Genomic DNA, 16,381 nt, shown 5'->3' on the forward strand with positions numbered 1-16,381 from the left:
CGCCCACACCCCACCCTAATCGCCATCAGGGCCCCTATGTCAGGCCGTACCCGGGGCAGCGCACGGTCCGATCCGTCACATCCGCCCGCACCGGGCCGAGTCGGCCCGCCCGCGCGCCACCGGGGCGGCCCGCACGCCCCTCCGGCCTGCGGACGCGCGCGAGGGGGCGGTGGCCCGGCCGGACCGCCGCCCCCTCGCGCCGCAGGTCCTACGTGAGGTCGAACTCCCCGTCACGGGCGCCGAGTACGAACGCCCGCCACTCCGCCTCGGTGTAGCGCAGCACCGTCTCCGGGTCCAGCGAGGAACGCATCGCGACCGCGCCCTCCGGCAGGTGCGCGATCTCCACCCGCTCCTCGTCGTTCTCGGTGCCCGGGGCGCTCAGCCACACGGCGTCCGTGATGTCGAGCGCGTAGAGCTCGTCCTTCTCCTGCTGGGTGCCCATTGCGGCGCCCCTTTCGATCGAACGGTGACGTTGGGGTCCATGGTCCACGGAACGGCCCTGCCCCGGTGCGGAACCGGACGGATTCCGGGCCTTTCGACGGAATCGGGCCCGGCCCCCCGGGCGGGGTGGTACCGCCCCTTCGGCCCCGACTGCCTCAGTCCATCCGGCGGGCCGTGCCCAGCAGTCCGGTCTCCGCGTCCGTCGCGCTCGTCATCACCCAGTGGTGCTCACGGCCCGACACCCAGAGGGTGACCCCGTCCGCCAGGGTGGGCAGCGCCTCGGTCTCCACCCGCGAGAGGTTGAGGATGCGGCCGATCTGATCGGCCTCGGCGGGGGAGACCCGCTGGACGCCCACCAGCGCCGAGGACCGCATCAACCGCGGTGCCACCGGGCTCAGATAGGGGAGCAGCGTCAGCACGGACTGCCACGGCGACGAGACGACCCGCCCGCGGGGCGGTCGCATCCCGCAGTCCCGTACGACCACCACCGGGCTGCCCACCGTCGCACCGGTCGGAGGCACCCGGCCCACCTCGTGCAGGGAGACGCATTCGAGTCCGGCACCGGCGGCCTGCGCCAGCGCGGTCCACGCCTGCGTACGCCCCGTCTCCACCGCCACCCGTGCCCCCGTGCCCGCCGCGCGCAGCGCCAGCACCTGAGCCGTCCACAGACCGCCGATGAGCAGCACGTCGTACGGAGCCGGGCGGTGGAACCCGATGATCTGCGGGCGGTTCTCCGCGTCGTTGCCGATGACCACGCCGTCGTCGCCGACGGGCAGGGACAGCGCGCCCAGATGGTCCGCCGCGATGGAGTGGCCCGCGTGACGCGGACCCCGCAGCCCGTGCCGCGACATGATCCGGCTCACTGCGCGCCTCCCAGCGGAAGAGTGGCGAGCACACCCGGCAGCTGCTCGCGGTCCAGGCGTACGAGACCGACCTTGGCGACCCGGGCCGCCTGCACCAACGTCCGGCGCACACTCACCAGTTCCGTGTCGGAGCCCCCGGTGATCCGGACGTGTCCGGCCACCGACACCGCGCCCTGGTGCGCGCCGCGCCGCACGGTGAGGCTGAACGTCGTGGCGTACGCCGGTACCGAGGTCAACAGCGCCACCAGCTTGGGCAGCGGCGTCGCGCCGCGGCCCAGTTCGGGCCAGCGGTCGACGGCGTACGTCGTGTGCCACCGGTCGTCGCACCGCCACACCCGCGAGGTCTCCTTCGTCCTGCGCTGCGCCGCCGCCTCCTGGCGCACCGCGCGCGCCGACTGGATCGGGTTCGCGCAGGCCGAGGTCGCGACGGCCGCGTTCAGCTCCTCCTGGTCGAGCACGGTCGCCCGGAATCCCGCCCCGGTGATCCGGCTCGCCACGTGGTCCGCCATCCGCACCAGGCACCGCTGTGCACCGGCGACCCCGCCCCCGCGCGCCTCCACCGCCTCGCGGCAGAGTTCCGGGTCGAGCTTCACCGCCACCCACGTCATCCGCAGCGCCGGAGCCCCGGTCTGCTCCTGGAGAGGGGCGTACGAGAGACGGGCCACCGACCGGGCCGGAAGGTGCGGTGCGGGAGCGCAGCGGACCTGCTGCACCAGCTGCGCGGACTCCAGCACGATGTCGTCGACCTCCAGGGCCTCGCCGAGCAGCGTCAGCGGAAGCGCCCGGGCGCCGAACGCCGGGCGGAGCGCCTCACCGCTCGCCTCGACCCGCACCACGGCGGTGAGGAAGGTGCCGTCGCCGAGCATCCCGACCGTACGGCGCTCCCGGTCGATGTAGACGAACGGGGCGAAACCCGGCACGCTCTCCGCGATCGGCGCCAACGACGCCTCCGCGTCCGGCGCGTGAGGCGTCCAGGTCCGCTGCCGGGCGCGCAGCGCGAGCGCCGTCGACAGCCAGTCCTGCAGGGCGGTACCACGCCGCCGGATGACCGCGATCACGATCAGCACCCCGGCGACCACCATGCCGGGCACCAGCCACATCCCGCCGAGCGCGGCTCCCACGGCGGCTGCCGCCAAGGCCACCTCGACCAGCACCAACTGCCGCAGCAGAGGGCTGACCCGGCTGGTCCGCGAGGCCGACCGCAGCACCGCGGCGGCCGGTGCGGGGGACGCGGCGGAGGTGGCGGAGGTGGCGGAGGGTTCGGTCCCGGAACGCCGTCCGCGGCGTTGCCGTCGGGAAGTGCCGGACGCTCGCGTGGTCCCCCGACCCGAACGCTCGCGCGTCGCAGTGCCCATCGCCGTGTTGCCCCCTCGTGTCCCTATTTAGCTTTTTCCCGCGGGTGTTGACCGGGCGATCACCCTACCTGAGGGGTGTCCGCGCACCGTCAACAGGCATAGTAGGGGCGCCGGTGCGACAACTGAATCCGCAAACGGATGTGGTTATCTGGTCGCCCGTCGGGGAGAAGGGGCAGCGGACCATGGCATCAAGGCGGGACGAACTCAACGCCTACACCTTTGCGAAGCGGAGGTTGATCGCGCAGTTCGTGCAACCCCATCCGAGCGGTTCCGAGGAGGGCGCACCGCGCCCCCTGCGCGCGGTGGTCCCGGGCACCGTCGCCGGCGTCGTGATCCTCGCGGTCTTCGGCGCCTGGGGCATGTTCAAGCCGGTGGCACCCACCGGCTGGGACACCCCCAACGAGAACGTCATCATCGCCAGCAAGTCGACGACCCGTTACGTCGTCCTGAAGACCAACGGCAAGGCCCAGCTCCACCCGGTCCTCAACATGTCCTCCGCGAAACTCCTGCTCGACCCGGAGAAGGGCAAGGTCATCAACGTCGCCGAGTCCACACTCGACAGCGGCAGGATCCCGCACGGAGCGACCCTCGGCATCCCCTACGCCCCCGACCGCCTGCCCGACAGCGGCGACGCCGGCGCCGCCAAGCGCTGGGCCGTCTGCGAACGCCCCGGCGAGGGCGGCCGGGCGATCCAGAAGGCCGCTTTCGTCTTCGCCGAGCGCGAGGAGAAGAAGACCGAGGGCGCCCAGCGGCTCACCGCGGGAGAGCTGATGTACGTCGAGGGCCCGGACGGCGTCCGCCACGTCGTGGACGCCCAAGGCCGCGCGTACACCGTCGACAAGAAGGACGAACTGCTGCTGCGCACCCTCGTCGGCGAGCGCCGCACCCCGCAGCGGGTCTCCTCCGCCTGGCTGGCGACCCTGCACACCGGCGACCCCATCGCCTTCCCGTCCGTCCCCGGCACCCCCGGGGCGAGCGCCGGAGTGGGCGGCGATCTCGACCCCGCGCTCGACAAGGTCGGCATGGTCCTCGAAGCGACCTCGGGCACCACCACCCAGAAGTACGTGGTCCTACAGGGCCGGGTCGCACCGGTCTCGGAGTTCACCGCCAAGCTGCTCCTCAGCAGCCGCGACCTCATCGGCCTCGGCCAGGCGGGCACCGCGAAGGCGGTCAGCGCCGCCGCCATCGCACCGGGCCAGGCCTTCGGCGACGACAAGAAATGGCCGAAGGACGCCCCTCGCGCCGTCAACTCCGCGAGCACCGCGAGCGGCAGCCGCAACACCGTGTGCAGCGTGCTGCGGTCGGTGGACGGCGACACCGGAGCCACCACCCTCTCCACCTGGGCGGGCACCGGCTTCCCCGCGACCCTGCCCACCGGCTCCAGCAGTGCGTACGTCACCCCCGGATCGGGCCAGCTCTTCCGCCAGTTCAAGGGCTCGGACACCTCCGCCGGGTACCTCTTCCTCGTCACCGACACGGGGCTCCGGTACGCGATGCAGTCCAACGGCGACAGCGCCCAGGGCGACTCCGGCATCGGCGAGTCCGGCTCGGCCAAGGAGAAGGCCGAGCGACTGGCCGAGGCGCAGCAGGCCCAGAACCGGCTCGGGTACGGGAAGGTCACCCCGGCCCCGGTCCCGGCGGCCTGGTCCGAGTTCCTGCCGACCGGCCCCCGACTGTCGACCGCGGCTGCCCGCCAGCCGCAGGGCTCCTGAGAAGGGCGGCGGACAGCCATGACCCCTTCGGGCCTTCCCCTGAACCTCCCGCAGCCGCCGACCGCCGCACGGCCCTCGGGCTCCGCACGGTCCTCTGACACCGCACGGTCCTTGGACTCCGCACGGTCCTCCAACTCCCCGAAACATTCACATGCGCTGAAGCGGCGCCTGCTGACGGCCGCCGCCGCGACCGCGGTCACCCTGGTCTCCGTACCGGTCGTACCCGCCGTCGCGGACGACGCGACCCAGTGCACCTTCCCCTCGAAGCCGTACGCGGGCCGCCCCTGGTCGCTCCAGCGCGTGCTGCTCGACGAACTCTGGAGCCGCTCCACCGGGAAGGGCGTCCGGGTCGCGGTGATCGACACCGGAGTCGACGTCAAGAACCCGCAGCTGAAGAAGGCCGTCGACACCTCGGCGGGGATCAACCTGATGGACAAGGGCATCAAGGACGAGGACGGCCAACCCCTCCCGCGCGGCAAGGAGGACGGCACGACGGACACCGTCGGCCACGGCACCAAGGTCGCCGGCATCATCGCCGCCCGCGAGGCGGAGGGCACCGGCTTCGTGGGCCTCGCCCCCGACGCCACGATCATCCCGATCCAGCAGAACGACGCCGAGGGCCACGGCACCGCGAAAACCCTCGCCGCCGCCATCGACTACGCCGTCGACACCGCCCACGCCGACGTCATCAACATCTCCCAGGACACCGCCAACGCCGTCGAGCCCGAGGCCGCACTGCGTCAGGCCGTCGACCACGCGCTCGCCGCGGAGGTCGTCGTGGTCGCCTCGGCCGGCAACGACGGACTCGACGCGACCGACAAGAAGACCTACCCGGCCTCGTACCCGGGCGTACTCGCGGTGGCCTCCTCGGACCGCAACAACGAACGCGCCGGCTTCTCGCAGACCGGCGACTGGGTGGGGGTCGCGGCACCCGGCGTGGACATGGTCTCCACCGTGCCCGCCGGAGGCCACTGCGCCGACAACGGCACCAGCTTCTCCGCTCCCTACGTCGCGGGAGTCGCCGCCCTGATCAAGGCCAGGCACCCGGAGTGGGAGCAGGAGGAGATCGTCGCCCAGATCGAGCAGACCGCCGAACGGTCCGTCGCCGGACGCGACCGCCTGGTGGGCTGGGGAGTCGTCGACCCGGTCCGCGCCCTCACCGAGGACGACAAGCCGGTCAAGGAGCCGACCGCACGCGAGGGAATGACCCGCGCCGAGGCCCCGACCCCGGCCGAACTCACCCTGGGGGAAACGGCCGAGGAACGGAACGCCCGTCTCGCCACCTATGTCGTGGTGGGCGCCCTGGTGCTGGTCGCCGCGATAGCGGGAATCGCCGTGGCGCTGCGCGACGCGCGTCGGCGCCGGGTCTCCGGGGCATGAGACGGACGGGACTCCGGGCACGAGAGAGGCGGGACTCCGGCCATGGGACGGACCGGACTCCGGCCATCTCCGTTCGCACGGTGGTCGGTTGGCAAGAGGATGCCGGTTCGGTCCCCTTCCGGGAAGTGCCCATCGTTAAGTCACATGGCTGACAACACAGTTGGAGCCTCCGGGGGCTGTGGATAGAGTATGGGTGGTGTGATTGCCGTGGGGTGTCGCGATGCGATCGCAACGCAAGGCGGTTTGTGCAAACCAGAACAACGGGGGAAAGGCAGTTACCGTGCGCCCAAGTGACGGAGGAAGTTCGACCGGCGGGAAGTCCGACCTCGAACATGGCGTCGGCGCGTTGGAGCGGTTCAAGCAGAGGGTGGACGTACTCCTCGCCGATCTGGAGGGCTCGGCGGCCGGCCGCACCAAGATCGGCTCCCAGCAGGTCTGCCGCACGTCGTTCAGCGGCGGGAACACCGGTTTCGCAGAGGCGGACGCCCTCTACGCGCAGTACAACCGCGTCCACGAGTCGCTCACCTCGCTCTCCAAGACGCTGAGCGACCAGATCGAATACCTCAGCATCGGCGTGCACGCCGCCGCCGTCGGCATGGACAACGTCGAGGACGAGGTGCGGCGCAGGTTCTTCGTGGTCAAGGGCCGTCTGGACAAGGAACACGACCAGACCAAGTACGACGACCTTCACGACAAGAAGTCCGACTCCGGGTGGGCAGCCGAATGACCGACGAGAACCAGCCGGAGCTGACCCCGGCCGAACAGCAGAAGTACGACCAGGGCCGGGTCAAGGCCCAGATCGTCGGTACGGACATCACCGAGCGGGTCCGCGAGGTGGCCGGTTCCTTCTTCGGCGGTTCGGGCCTCCCGGCGGGCCGCACCTCCTTCGAGCACCGCGACCTCAACGCGATGATCGACCTGGTCGAGCACTCCAACCCGGCGGACCTGGAAGCCGCCGGACAGGAGCTCTACAAGGCGCGCGACGCGATCAGGGAAGCAGCGAAGGAACTCGGCGACCACATCGCCGCCGTGGACTGGAAGGGCGAGGCGAACATCGCCTTCCGCGACTGGGGAGCGGGCCTGGTGGCCCATGCCACCCGGCTCGGCGACTTCGCCGACTCGGCCGCCACCCAGATCACCGTCGCCGGTACCGGACTCGCCTCCGTCAAGAGCTCCCTGCCGCCGCGCGACACCCGGGCGGTCCGCACGGACGTCAAGGACATCCCGGCCCCGGAGCGCCTCGACAGCAACCCGGAGTACGCGGCGGCCGTGCGCGTCGAGGACCACCGGCAGGAGGCCATCAACCAGGCCAACCGGCTGGCCTCCTACTACTCCGTCAGCTCGGAGGTGCTCGCTACGCAGGAGGCACCCCGGTTCGACATGCAGCTGTCGGTGGACATGCCGCGCCCGACCGGCGAGCGGAAGGATCCGGCTTCCTCTTCCGGTTCCTCCGGTCACACGGGTGGCAGCCTCACCGGGCACACCGCCGGCACCGACACGGTGAGGTCGGTGACCGGTGAGGTGAACAGCCCGCAGGCTCACCACACTGCGGAACTGGGCACTTCCACCAAGCCCGTCCTGGACAGCGGTACGCGCACCGAGATCGACAGCGTCAGCGCACCACCGGCGCCTCCCACCACGCTGCCCGGACCGTCGCCCGTGTCCCCCGCCACGGGCGGAACCCAGGGCCCCGGCACCACGACGTTCCCGCCGACGGGCCCCCTCGGCCCCAACGGCGTGACCGGCGGCTCGAAATCGGTCACCGGCACCACCGGCGGTCCGAAGGGCTCGGCGCGGACCGGCGGGCTCACGGGCGGAACCACCTCGGCGACCCAGCGCACGGCCACCGGGAACGCGGGACGCAGCGGTGGTTCCCAGGGCTTCGGACGTACCACCGGCACGGGCGGCGGCACCTCGTCGGCCACCGGCCGGTCCGGTGTCACCGGCGGGCGCGCGGTGGCGGGAGGGAGCGGTTCGGGCACGGGCTCCGCTCCTCGGGCCGGACGTGGCGGCATCACCGGCGGGACACCCCAGCAGAAGACCTCGGGCACCGGTACCTCGGGTGCGCGCACGGGCGGGCGGGGCACCGTGATCGGTGGTCAGAAGGCCGGTCAGAGCGGTGCGTCCGCCAGGAGCACCGGTCAGCGGGGAGTCGTCGGCAACGGCGGTTCGGCGGCCCGGCCGACCGGCAGGGGAACGCCGGGCCAGAACGGCGTCGTGGGCACTCCGCGCGGCCGTTCGGGCGGCAAGGGCTTCACCTCGGGCGGGGCGGGCCTGGTGCGACCCGGAGGACGGCAGGAGCACGAGGAAGAAGAAGAGAACAACACGTCGACGCGGCCCGACTACCTGACGGAAGACGAAGAGACCTGGACGGCCGGGCGGCCCGAGGCCGCGCCACCGGTGATCGAGTAGGCACGTGGAAGGTTCGGAAGTCAGGATGACCGCAGAAATGAGCCATGCCCACACGCGCAGCGGGTCCAGGCGCGTGCGCCGCCGAATGATCGGCGCGCTCGCCGCGACCGCCGCGTGGAGTGCCTGTCTCGCCGGGCTGGCTCCGTCCGCCATGGCCCAGGACGTACAGGCGAAGCAGTGGTACCTCAAGGCCATGCAGGCCGAGGAGATGTGGAAGGTCTCCACGGGCAAGGGCATCACGGTCGCGGTGATCGACACCGGCGTGAACCCCGATACGTCTTCGCTGCGGGGCCAGGTCCTCAAGGGATGGGACGCCACCGAGGCGGACGGCGACGAGAACGACGACTACACGGGCCACGGCACCACCATGGCCGAGCTCATCGCCGGAACGGGCGACGGAGGCGGCCTGAAGGGGCTCGCACCGGACGCGAAGATCATCCCCTACCGGATCTCGAACACGGAGTTCCAGGACAACCACCACGTCAACGCCCACGACAGCGAAGACGCCATCCGCGCTGCCGCCGACAGCGACGCTCAGATCATCAGTATGTCCTTCAGTAGTGATTTCGCCCTCGATGAGGAGCGCGAGGCAGCGAAGTACGCCCTGTCGAAGGGGAAGTTGTTCTTCGCTGCCGTGGGAAACGATGGTGCCGCAGCCAACGCGGTGCAGTATCCCGCGGCCTACCTGGAGGTCGTCGGCGTCTCCTCGGCGGATCAGACGGGAACGGTGGCCAAGACGTCCCAGCACGGTGACTACGTGGACCTGGCCTCGCCCGGAACCAATGTCCCCGACTGGTGCGACAGCACTTTCCAGTCGTACTGCGACAGTGGTGGAACCAGCGCCGCCACCGCCATCGCCTCCGCCTCCGCCGCCCTCGTCTGGTCCGCCCACCCCGACTGGACCGCGAACCAGGTCCTCCGGGTCCTCTTCGACACGGCAGGCCGGGACTGGGCCGACGACAAGATCAGCACCTACCTCGGCCACGGCCTGATCCGCCCGTCGATGAACCTCCTCAAGCACAAGGGCGACCCCGGCGACCCGGACGTCAGCCCGCTCACCCTGGAGAAGACGAGCGCGGCCGGCTCCACCGCCTCGGCGGCCCCCTCCGGCTCGGCCTCCTCCTCCGCCTCGCCCTCCGCCTCTGCTTCAGGTTCGTCACAGCCCCCGCAGGACAAAGCCGGTGACGCGCCGGTTGTGACAGGCTCCAGCGAGCCCGAGGGCGGCGGCAGCAACCTCGGTCCGATCGCCGGCGCGGTGGTGGCCGTGGTCGTTCTCGGCGGGGGCACCTTCTACTTCCTCCGCAGGCGTCGCGGCGCCGTCTGACCGTGTGAGGGGGGCCGGACCGGTCACGGCCGACTGCCGCGCGAGCGGCCCCGCTCACCCACCGACTTCCGGCGAGAACCTGCCGGTCCGTAGAGAGAACCCGAAAGGAACCAGGTCCATGGCAGATCAGAAGGTCACAGAACACAGTCTCCTCCAGCTGGAGAACGAGCTCTCGACGCGGTTCGACTCCGTCAAGGGACAGCTGAAGACGCTCCAGGCGACGATCGACAGCCTGGAAGGCGCCTGGAAGGGCATCGGCGCCAACGCCTTCAACGAGAAGCAGCGACAGATCAACAACAGCATGGTGTCGATCGGCAACCGGCTGCAGAACTTCCAGGAGGCCATCAAGGCCGCCCGCACCCTCTCCGGAAACACCGAGGACGAGGTTTCGGCCGCTCTCCGGGGCATCGACGTGGTCCCGGGTTACACCGGCGGCGACGGCGCTCCCGCGCCCTCGTCGAGCCTCAGCGGCTTCTGACCCACGCGACTGCCCGCGCCGCGCGGCAGTCGTCCCTTCACCACTCTGAATCGGAGGACCACATGTCGAACAACGACGGTACGACCGTTGTCACATATGCCAGCCTGGAGGCAGCCGCTGCTTCCATCGAGCGCCAGGGCAAGCAGCTCGACGAGGACCTCGCCGCGATCAAGCGCCGGGTCGCCTCCGTCGCCGAGCTCTGGCAGGGCGAGGCCAAGAGCGCGTACGACACCGCTCAGGCCGGCTGGGACAAGGACGCCCGGTCGATCCACGAGTCCCTGCTGCAGATCTCCCGTTCCGTGCGCGAGGCCTCGTCCGCGTACCACGGCGGCGACAAGAAGGCCGCGCAGAACTTCATGTAGGGGCCGCGCCCCGAGGGCGTGACAGCGGTACCGAGGATCTGAAGGACGGGTGTGGGCACGCGCGGGAGGTGCCCACACCCGTCTTTTCCATGTCCGGGGCCGCTGCCTTCGCCCGGGTAGCCGGGGCCGTGCACACCCCTCCCGCGTCCCCCGACGCGTCCCCCGGCCGGTGCGCGGCGAACGCCGACGGCGCCCCCTCCGGTCCAGGAGGGAGCGCCGTCGGTCGTCAGGCCAGTGGTTGTCCGCGGGGCCCGTGGAACTCCGTGAAGGCCCGTGGGGTGTCTACCCCTCCCCGTCCATCAGCCCCGTCTGCACCAGCGGGTTGCCCCGGCGACGGGAGACGAACACGCCCCGGCCGGCGGGCATCGGCCGCGGCCGGACGTTGCCCATGATGTCGCCCTCGTTCGGGTCGCCGGAGAGCAGCAGCCCCTGGGCGCCCAGCTCCGTCATCCGCTGGATGAACGGCTCGTACGCGGCCCGCCCGGCGCCCGCCGAGTTGCGGGCGATGATGAAGCGCACGCCCACGTCCCGTGCGAACGGCAGGAGTTCGGTGAGCCGCCCCAGCGGGTTGCCGCTCGACGTGGAGACCAGGTCGTAGTCGTCGACGACCACGTACACCGTCGGGCCCCGCCACCAGCTGCGGTCCCGCAGCTCCTGCGCGGTGACCGTCGCCGACGGGGTGCGCCGCTGCATGAGGTCGTACAGCGCCTCCATGTGGTGCTCCATGTTGTTGGACATGGGCACGTACTCCGCCAGGTGCGACGGCGGGGTGACGTCCAGCAGGGAGCGCCGGTTGTCGATGACGAAGAGCTTGCAGGTGTTGCCGTCGTAGCGCTCCGTCAGCTGCTTGATGATCAGGCGCAGCAAGTTGGACTTCCCGGACTCGCTCTCCCCGAACACCATCAGGAACGGGTCGTGCTCGAAGTCGACGAAGACCGGCTCCAGGTTGTTCTCGTCGATGCCGAACGCGATGCCGCGCTCCGGGTGCGCGTGACCGGGCGGCAGCGCCGAGGCGGGCAGCTCGCGCGGCAGGAGGCGTACGGCCGGCGCGGGGGACGCCGTCCAGTGGCGGGCGACCTCCTGGTTCATCGCGGCGGTCGCCTCGGAGAGGTCGCTGTCGGAGTTGATGCTGTCGATGCGCGGTACCGCCGCCATGAAGTGCAGCTTCTCCGGTGTCAGGCCCCGGCCCGGCACCCCGGCGGGCACGTTGACGGCCGACTTGCGGTCCAGCTCGGAGTCCATGACGTCACCGAGCCGCAGCTCCAGCCGGTTCATCAGGTGGTCCTTGAGGTTGGCCCGCACCTCCATGGACCGCGAGGCGGTGACGACGAGGTGGATGCCGTACCCGAGACCACGCCCCGCGATGTCGAGGACGGCCGGTTCCAGCCCCTCGTAGTCGCTGCGGAAGTTGCCCCAGCCGTCGATGATCAGGAAGACGTCGCCCCACGGCTGGTCCGTCACCGAGATCTGGCCGCGCTCGCGCATCCGGCGGAAGGTGGCGATCGAGTCGATCCCCGCGCTGCGGAAGTACTCCTCGCGCCGCGTCAGGATGCCGTACACCTCGGCGACCGTACGGCGCACCCGCTCGGGGTCCAGGCGCGAGGCGATCCCGCCGACGTGCGGCAGACCGCTGACCGACGCCATACCGCCGCCGCCGAAGTCCAGCCCGTAGATCTGCACCTCGTGCGGGGTGTGGGTGAGCGCGAAGCCCGCGATGAGCGTCCGCAGCAGCGTCGACTTGCCCGACTGCGGGCCGCCGGTGATCTGCATGTGCCCCGCGGCACCGGAGAAGTCCCGGTACAGCGTGTCGCGCCGCTGCTCGAACGGCTTGTCGACCACACCGAGCGGGACGACCAGGCGCCCCGCGCCCTCGAACCCCGGCTGGGTCAGGCCGCGTCCCTGCACCGGCGCGAGGCCGGGCAGCAGTTCGTCCAGCGACGGCGGGTTGTCCAGCGGCGGCAGCCACACCTGGTGCGCCGAGGCGCCCCGCCCCTCCAGACGGCGCACGATCACGTCCAGCACGGTGTCCGCGAGCGCGTCGTCCTCGGGCTTGCGGGCCTCCGGTACGTCAGGCTGCGGCTCCGGCTCCACGTACCGCACCGGAACCGGCGCCGCCGTGAACGGGACCGGCCGGCGGTCCACCGGCAGCTTCCCGCCGGGCAGCGCCGCCCGCTCCGCGCCGGTCCGGTAGACCCCGGAGACGTACGCGGCCTTGAAGCGGACCATCTCGTCGGTGCCGTACTTCAGGTAGCCGGAACCCGGCACGTTCGGCAGGTGGTAGGCGTCCGGCACGCCGAGCGCCGCGCGGGACTCGCCGGCCGAGAAGGTCCGCAGACCGATCCGGTACGACAGATACGTCTCCAGACCGCGCAGCCGGCCCTCCTCCAGGCGCTGCGAGGCCAGCAGCAGGTGCACGCCGAGCGAGCGGCCGATGCGGCCGATCTGCACGAACATCTCGATGAAGTCCGGCTTGGCGGTGAGGAGTTCGCTGAACTCGTCGATCACCAGCACCAGCGAGGGGATCGGCAGCAGCGGGGCGCCGGCCGCGCGCGCCTTCTCGTAGTCGTGGATGTTGGCGTAGTTGCCGGCGTCGCGGAGCATCTCCTGCCGCCGGTTGAGCTCACCGCGGATGGAGTCGCCCATGCGGTCCACCAGCGTCAGGTCGTCCGCCAGGTTGGTGATCACGGCGGCGACGTGCGGCATCTGCGCCATCCCGGCGAACGTGGCACCGCCCTTGAAGTCGGCGAGCACGAAGTTCAGCGTCTCCGACGAGTGGGTGACGGCGAGCCCCAGCACCAGGGTGCGCAGCAGCTCCGACTTTCCGGAACCCGTCGCGCCCACGCACAGGCCGTGCGGGCCCATGCCCTCCTGCGCGGCCTCCTTGAGGTCGAGCATGACCGGGGTGCCGTCCTCGCCGACACCGATCGGGACACGCAGCCGCTCCGCCTGCGAGCGGGGGCGCCAGGTCCTGGAGACGTCCACGGAGGAGGCGTCGCCGAGGTTCAGCAGATCGGTGAACTCCAGGTTGGCGAGGAGCGGTTCGTCGTCGTCGCCGCCCGCCGCCACGTTCAGCGGGGCCAGCTGGCGGGCCAGCGCCTCCGCGGCCTCGTAACTCAGCAGGTCCGGCACGCCCTCGTAGACCAGCCCGTGGCCCGACTCCAGCTGGAGCGCGTGCGGGTGGACCACCACGGACAGCCCGCCGCGCGCGCCGGTCACCTCGCCCGGGACGACCTCGATGACGGTGACGCCCTGTACGCCCTCGGGGGAGGCCAGCACCGACATCGGCGGAACCGACTCACCGTCGAGCACCACCACGATGTGCGGCTGGTCCATCAGCGGCTGCCCGCCGGCCTGGAACCGGGGACGGCCCTCGATCCGGCCCCCGAGCAGTTCCTCCAGCTCCGAGGAGCTCGTCGAGATGAGCCGGCGGCTGCCCGCCCCGTCGGTGGAGTTCCGCAGCTGGACGTGCGGGAGCCACTTCGCCCACTCCCAGTGCGGGGAGGACCGCCGGTCCGCCGCGATCGCCACGACCAGGTCCTCGGGGGAGTGCAGCGAGGCGAGCGAACCGATCAGCGCGCGGGCCGAGGAGCGCACGGAGTCCGGATCGCCGCTGACCGTCACGTGGTAGAAGGCACGGAGCGAGACGGCCATCGGCAGCCCGTCCAGGGTCGAGTGGGTGTTGAGGAACTGCTGCATCGCCCCGGCGGTCAGCGGCTCCAGCTCGTCCACCGGCGCGGTCTGCGGGGGGACGAGCGGGGTGGCCAGCTCCTGGTTGCCCAGGCCGATGCGGACCTGTCCGAAGTCGTCGTCGGCGACTCGGCGCTCCCAGACCCTGCTGCCCTCGGCGACCAGCGCCCACAGCTGCTCGGGGGACGGGTGCAGATAGAACTGGGCGTCACGCTGGAGGCGCGCCGTCCGCAGGACCTCGCGGCGCGTCTGCGTCAGGTACTTCAGGTAGTCGCGCCGCATGTCGGCGAGCTCCCCCTGGGTACCGCGCCGGTGACGGAAGAGCATCGAGATCGCCATCGCGACCGTCGAGGCGATCATCACCATGCCCATGATCCGCATGATCGGGTTCGGCGTCATGAAGAAGAAGACCACCGAGCCGCCCATGCCGAGCATCGGCAGCAGCTGCATCATCGCGCCCTCCTGCTGCCCGCGCGGCAGTTCCGGAGGAGGTTGCAACTGCACCTCCATGTCCGGCACTTCGGAGGGCAGCGCGCGCGGAGGGCGCTTGACGACGATGTGGCTCACGGCTCACCAATTCCCTTGCCGGACAGATCTGTTCCTCTCGACGCCCCCGTGGCGACGGGCTCCGCCCGGGCAGAGATCCTACTGACGGAGCGGCCCGACGGAGAGCGGTAGGGTAGCGCGACGCGTGTACGCACCCGCGAACTACCGCCAAAAAACCGGTCATTCGGGACGGGTCGCGAAACGCGCGTCTTCAGCGGAGAGATACGGCAGCGACATCGCGGCGACATCGCGACAAGGGGGAGCACCAGGTGACCACGACGGCCCGAGCGGCGACCACCGGACCCGGCCGAACCGGCCCCGGGGTACCGTCCAGCAACGGAACCGGATTCTGCAGGGTGACCGTCGTCGCGCCCGACAGCCGCGTCGACGTCGCGCTGCCCGAGGACGTCCCCCTCGCCGACCTCTACCCGGAGGTCCTCAGGCTCTCCGGACAGAGCCCCGCCGAGGGCGCACCCGTCGGCTACCACCTCGTGCGCCGCGACGGCACCGTGCTCGACAGCGGACGGACCCTGTCCGCCCAGCGCATCCTCGACGGCGAGCTGCTCTCCCTGCGCCCCTTCTCCGAATCACTGCCGCCCGCCGTGTTCGACGACGTCTCCGACGCCGTCGCGTCCGCCGTGGCCCGCGACCGCACGCTCTGGGGCGACGCCCTGATGCGCGGCTCCGGCCTCTTCGGCGGCGCGGTTCTCCTCGTACTCCTCGGCTTCGTCCTGTGGACCGCCGACCCGCTGCACGACATGCACGGCCTGCCCGGCGTCATCGCCGCGGTCGCCGCCGTCCTCCTCCTCGCCGTCGCCGGGGTGCGCGCCCGGGTCTACGAGGACCGGGGCTCGGCCATCGCCCTCGGCACGGGAGCCCTCGTCAACGCGGCGGTCGCCGGGTCCGGGCTGCTGCCGCTCGGCGCCGGGGAGGGGATCGGCCGCCTCCAGTTCCTGCTGGCCTGCGTCGCCGTCCTCGTCGTCTCGGTGATCCTGGTGATCGTCGCCCCCACCGGCGACGGCCCCTTCGTCGCGTTCGTCTTCGCCTCGGCCGTCGGGGTGCTGGTGACGTTCGCCGCGATCCTCACCGACCTGGAGCCCACCGAGACCGCCGCCGTCTGCGCCCCGCTCTCCGTCGGCGCGCTCGGCTTCCTGCCGGGCCTCTCCACCCGCTTCGCCCGCCTCCCCATCGGCTTCGAGCCGCCCCGCACCACCAGCGGCGACTACGGCCAGGCCGAGCAGGCCCCCCAGGGTCCGGTCGACGCCGTCAAAATCGCCGCCCAGGCCCGGCGCGGCCACGAACTGCTGCTCGGCCTGGCCGGCGGCTGCGCCATGGTGGCGGTCGCCGGCGCGGCCGTCCTCGGCTTCTCCTCGGACATCTACGGTCAGCTGCTCGCACTGGCCACCGGGTGCGCCATGCTGATGCGCGCCCACCTCTTCCGCTACACCGCCCAGGTCGCCTGCGCGCTGGCCGCGGGCCTCGGCGCGCTGGTCCTCCTCGGTCTCGGGCTCGCCCTGAACCCCCCGGTCGGGATCATGATCGACGCCCTGCGCGGCGACGACGCGGCGCTCGACATCCGTACGATCTGGCTGACCGCGGCCGTCGCCGCGACCGCCGCGGTGATCACCGCCATAGGGCTGATCGTGCCCCGCAAGGGGGTCACCCCGTTCTGGGGCCGCTTCCTGGAGATCGCCGAGGCGTTCGTCCTGCTGACGCTCCTGCCGCTCTGCCTCGCCGTCTTCGACGTCTACACCTCGATCCGGTCCCTGACCAGCTGATTCCCGAGCGCGGGGGACGGTCGGCGAGGGCGCTGCCGTGCGG

General features: G+C 71.6%; 12 protein-coding genes. 8 read left to right on the plus strand and 4 right to left on the minus strand.

Annotated elements, in window-relative coordinates; translation table 11 throughout:
- Positions 1–208: 208 nt before the first annotated feature.
- The 3 genes from ACFWEE_RS25665 to eccE form a co-directional block, all read right to left on the minus strand.
- Positions 209–442, minus strand: coding sequence for a DUF397 domain-containing protein (locus tag ACFWEE_RS25665; protein ID WP_386892496.1), 234 nt, complete (start codon positions 440–442; stop codon positions 209–211).
- 154 nt (positions 443–596) lie between these two features.
- Positions 597–1,292 carry a hypothetical protein gene (locus tag ACFWEE_RS25670; RefSeq protein WP_386892523.1) on the minus strand — a complete coding sequence of 232 codons (696 nt, stop codon included), beginning with the start codon at positions 1,290–1,292 and terminating at the stop codon, positions 597–599.
- A gap of 8 nt (positions 1,293–1,300) precedes the next feature.
- Positions 1,301–2,659, minus strand: a complete 1,359-nt coding sequence (gene eccE, locus ACFWEE_RS25675; RefSeq protein WP_386892497.1) for a type VII secretion protein EccE — start codon at positions 2,657–2,659, stop codon at positions 1,301–1,303.
- A 182-nt stretch (positions 2,660–2,841) separates the two neighbouring features.
- Here eccE and eccB point away from each other — a divergent pair, with 182 nt between their 5' ends.
- From eccB to ACFWEE_RS25710, 7 genes are all read left to right on the plus strand, one after another.
- Positions 2,842–4,371 (plus strand): type VII secretion protein EccB, encoded by a 1,530-nt coding sequence (gene eccB, locus ACFWEE_RS25680; protein ID WP_386892498.1) that lies wholly within the window; start codon positions 2,842–2,844, stop codon positions 4,369–4,371.
- 111 nt (positions 4,372–4,482) lie between these two features.
- Entirely contained in the window at positions 4,483–5,751 is a 1,269-nt protein-coding gene (gene mycP / locus ACFWEE_RS25685) for a type VII secretion-associated serine protease mycosin (protein ID WP_386892499.1), read from the plus strand.
- Positions 5,752–6,031: 280 nt separating this feature from the next.
- A complete protein-coding gene (locus ACFWEE_RS25690) occupies positions 6,032–6,478 on the plus strand; it encodes a hypothetical protein (protein WP_386892500.1) in 447 nt (148 codons plus the stop codon).
- Positions 6,475–8,163, plus strand: coding sequence for a WXG100 family type VII secretion target (locus ACFWEE_RS25695; protein WP_386892501.1), 1,689 nt, complete (start codon positions 6,475–6,477; stop codon positions 8,161–8,163). Before ACFWEE_RS25690 ends, ACFWEE_RS25695 begins: the two co-directional genes overlap by 4 nt.
- 25 nt (positions 8,164–8,188) lie before the next feature.
- The gene (locus ACFWEE_RS25700; protein ID WP_386892503.1) at positions 8,189–9,487 is read left to right on the plus strand and encodes a S8 family serine peptidase; all 1,299 of its coding nucleotides are present in this window, start codon (positions 8,189–8,191) and stop codon (positions 9,485–9,487) included.
- A gap of 118 nt (positions 9,488–9,605) precedes the next feature.
- Entirely contained in the window at positions 9,606–9,965 is a 360-nt protein-coding gene (locus ACFWEE_RS25705; protein ID WP_386892505.1) for a WXG100 family type VII secretion target, read from the plus strand.
- Positions 9,966–10,027: 62 nt separating this feature from the next.
- Positions 10,028–10,327, plus strand: a complete 300-nt coding sequence (locus ACFWEE_RS25710) for a WXG100 family type VII secretion target (protein WP_386892507.1) — start codon at positions 10,028–10,030, stop codon at positions 10,325–10,327.
- Positions 10,328–10,609: 282 nt separating this feature from the next.
- On the opposite strand, the gene eccCa is transcribed toward ACFWEE_RS25710, so the two are convergent.
- Positions 10,610–14,581, minus strand: coding sequence for a type VII secretion protein EccCa (gene eccCa / locus ACFWEE_RS25715; protein ID WP_386892509.1), 3,972 nt, complete (start codon positions 14,579–14,581; stop codon positions 10,610–10,612).
- 248 nt (positions 14,582–14,829) lie between these two features.
- Here eccCa and eccD point away from each other — a divergent pair, with 248 nt between their 5' ends.
- A complete protein-coding gene (gene eccD, locus ACFWEE_RS25720; protein WP_386892511.1) occupies positions 14,830–16,338 on the plus strand; it encodes a type VII secretion integral membrane protein EccD in 1,509 nt (502 codons plus the stop codon).
- Positions 16,339–16,381: the final 43 nt, after the last annotated feature.

The organism is Streptomyces sp. NPDC060184 (assembly GCF_042728795.1).
Classification (GTDB): domain Bacteria; phylum Actinomycetota; class Actinomycetes; order Streptomycetales; family Streptomycetaceae; genus Streptomyces.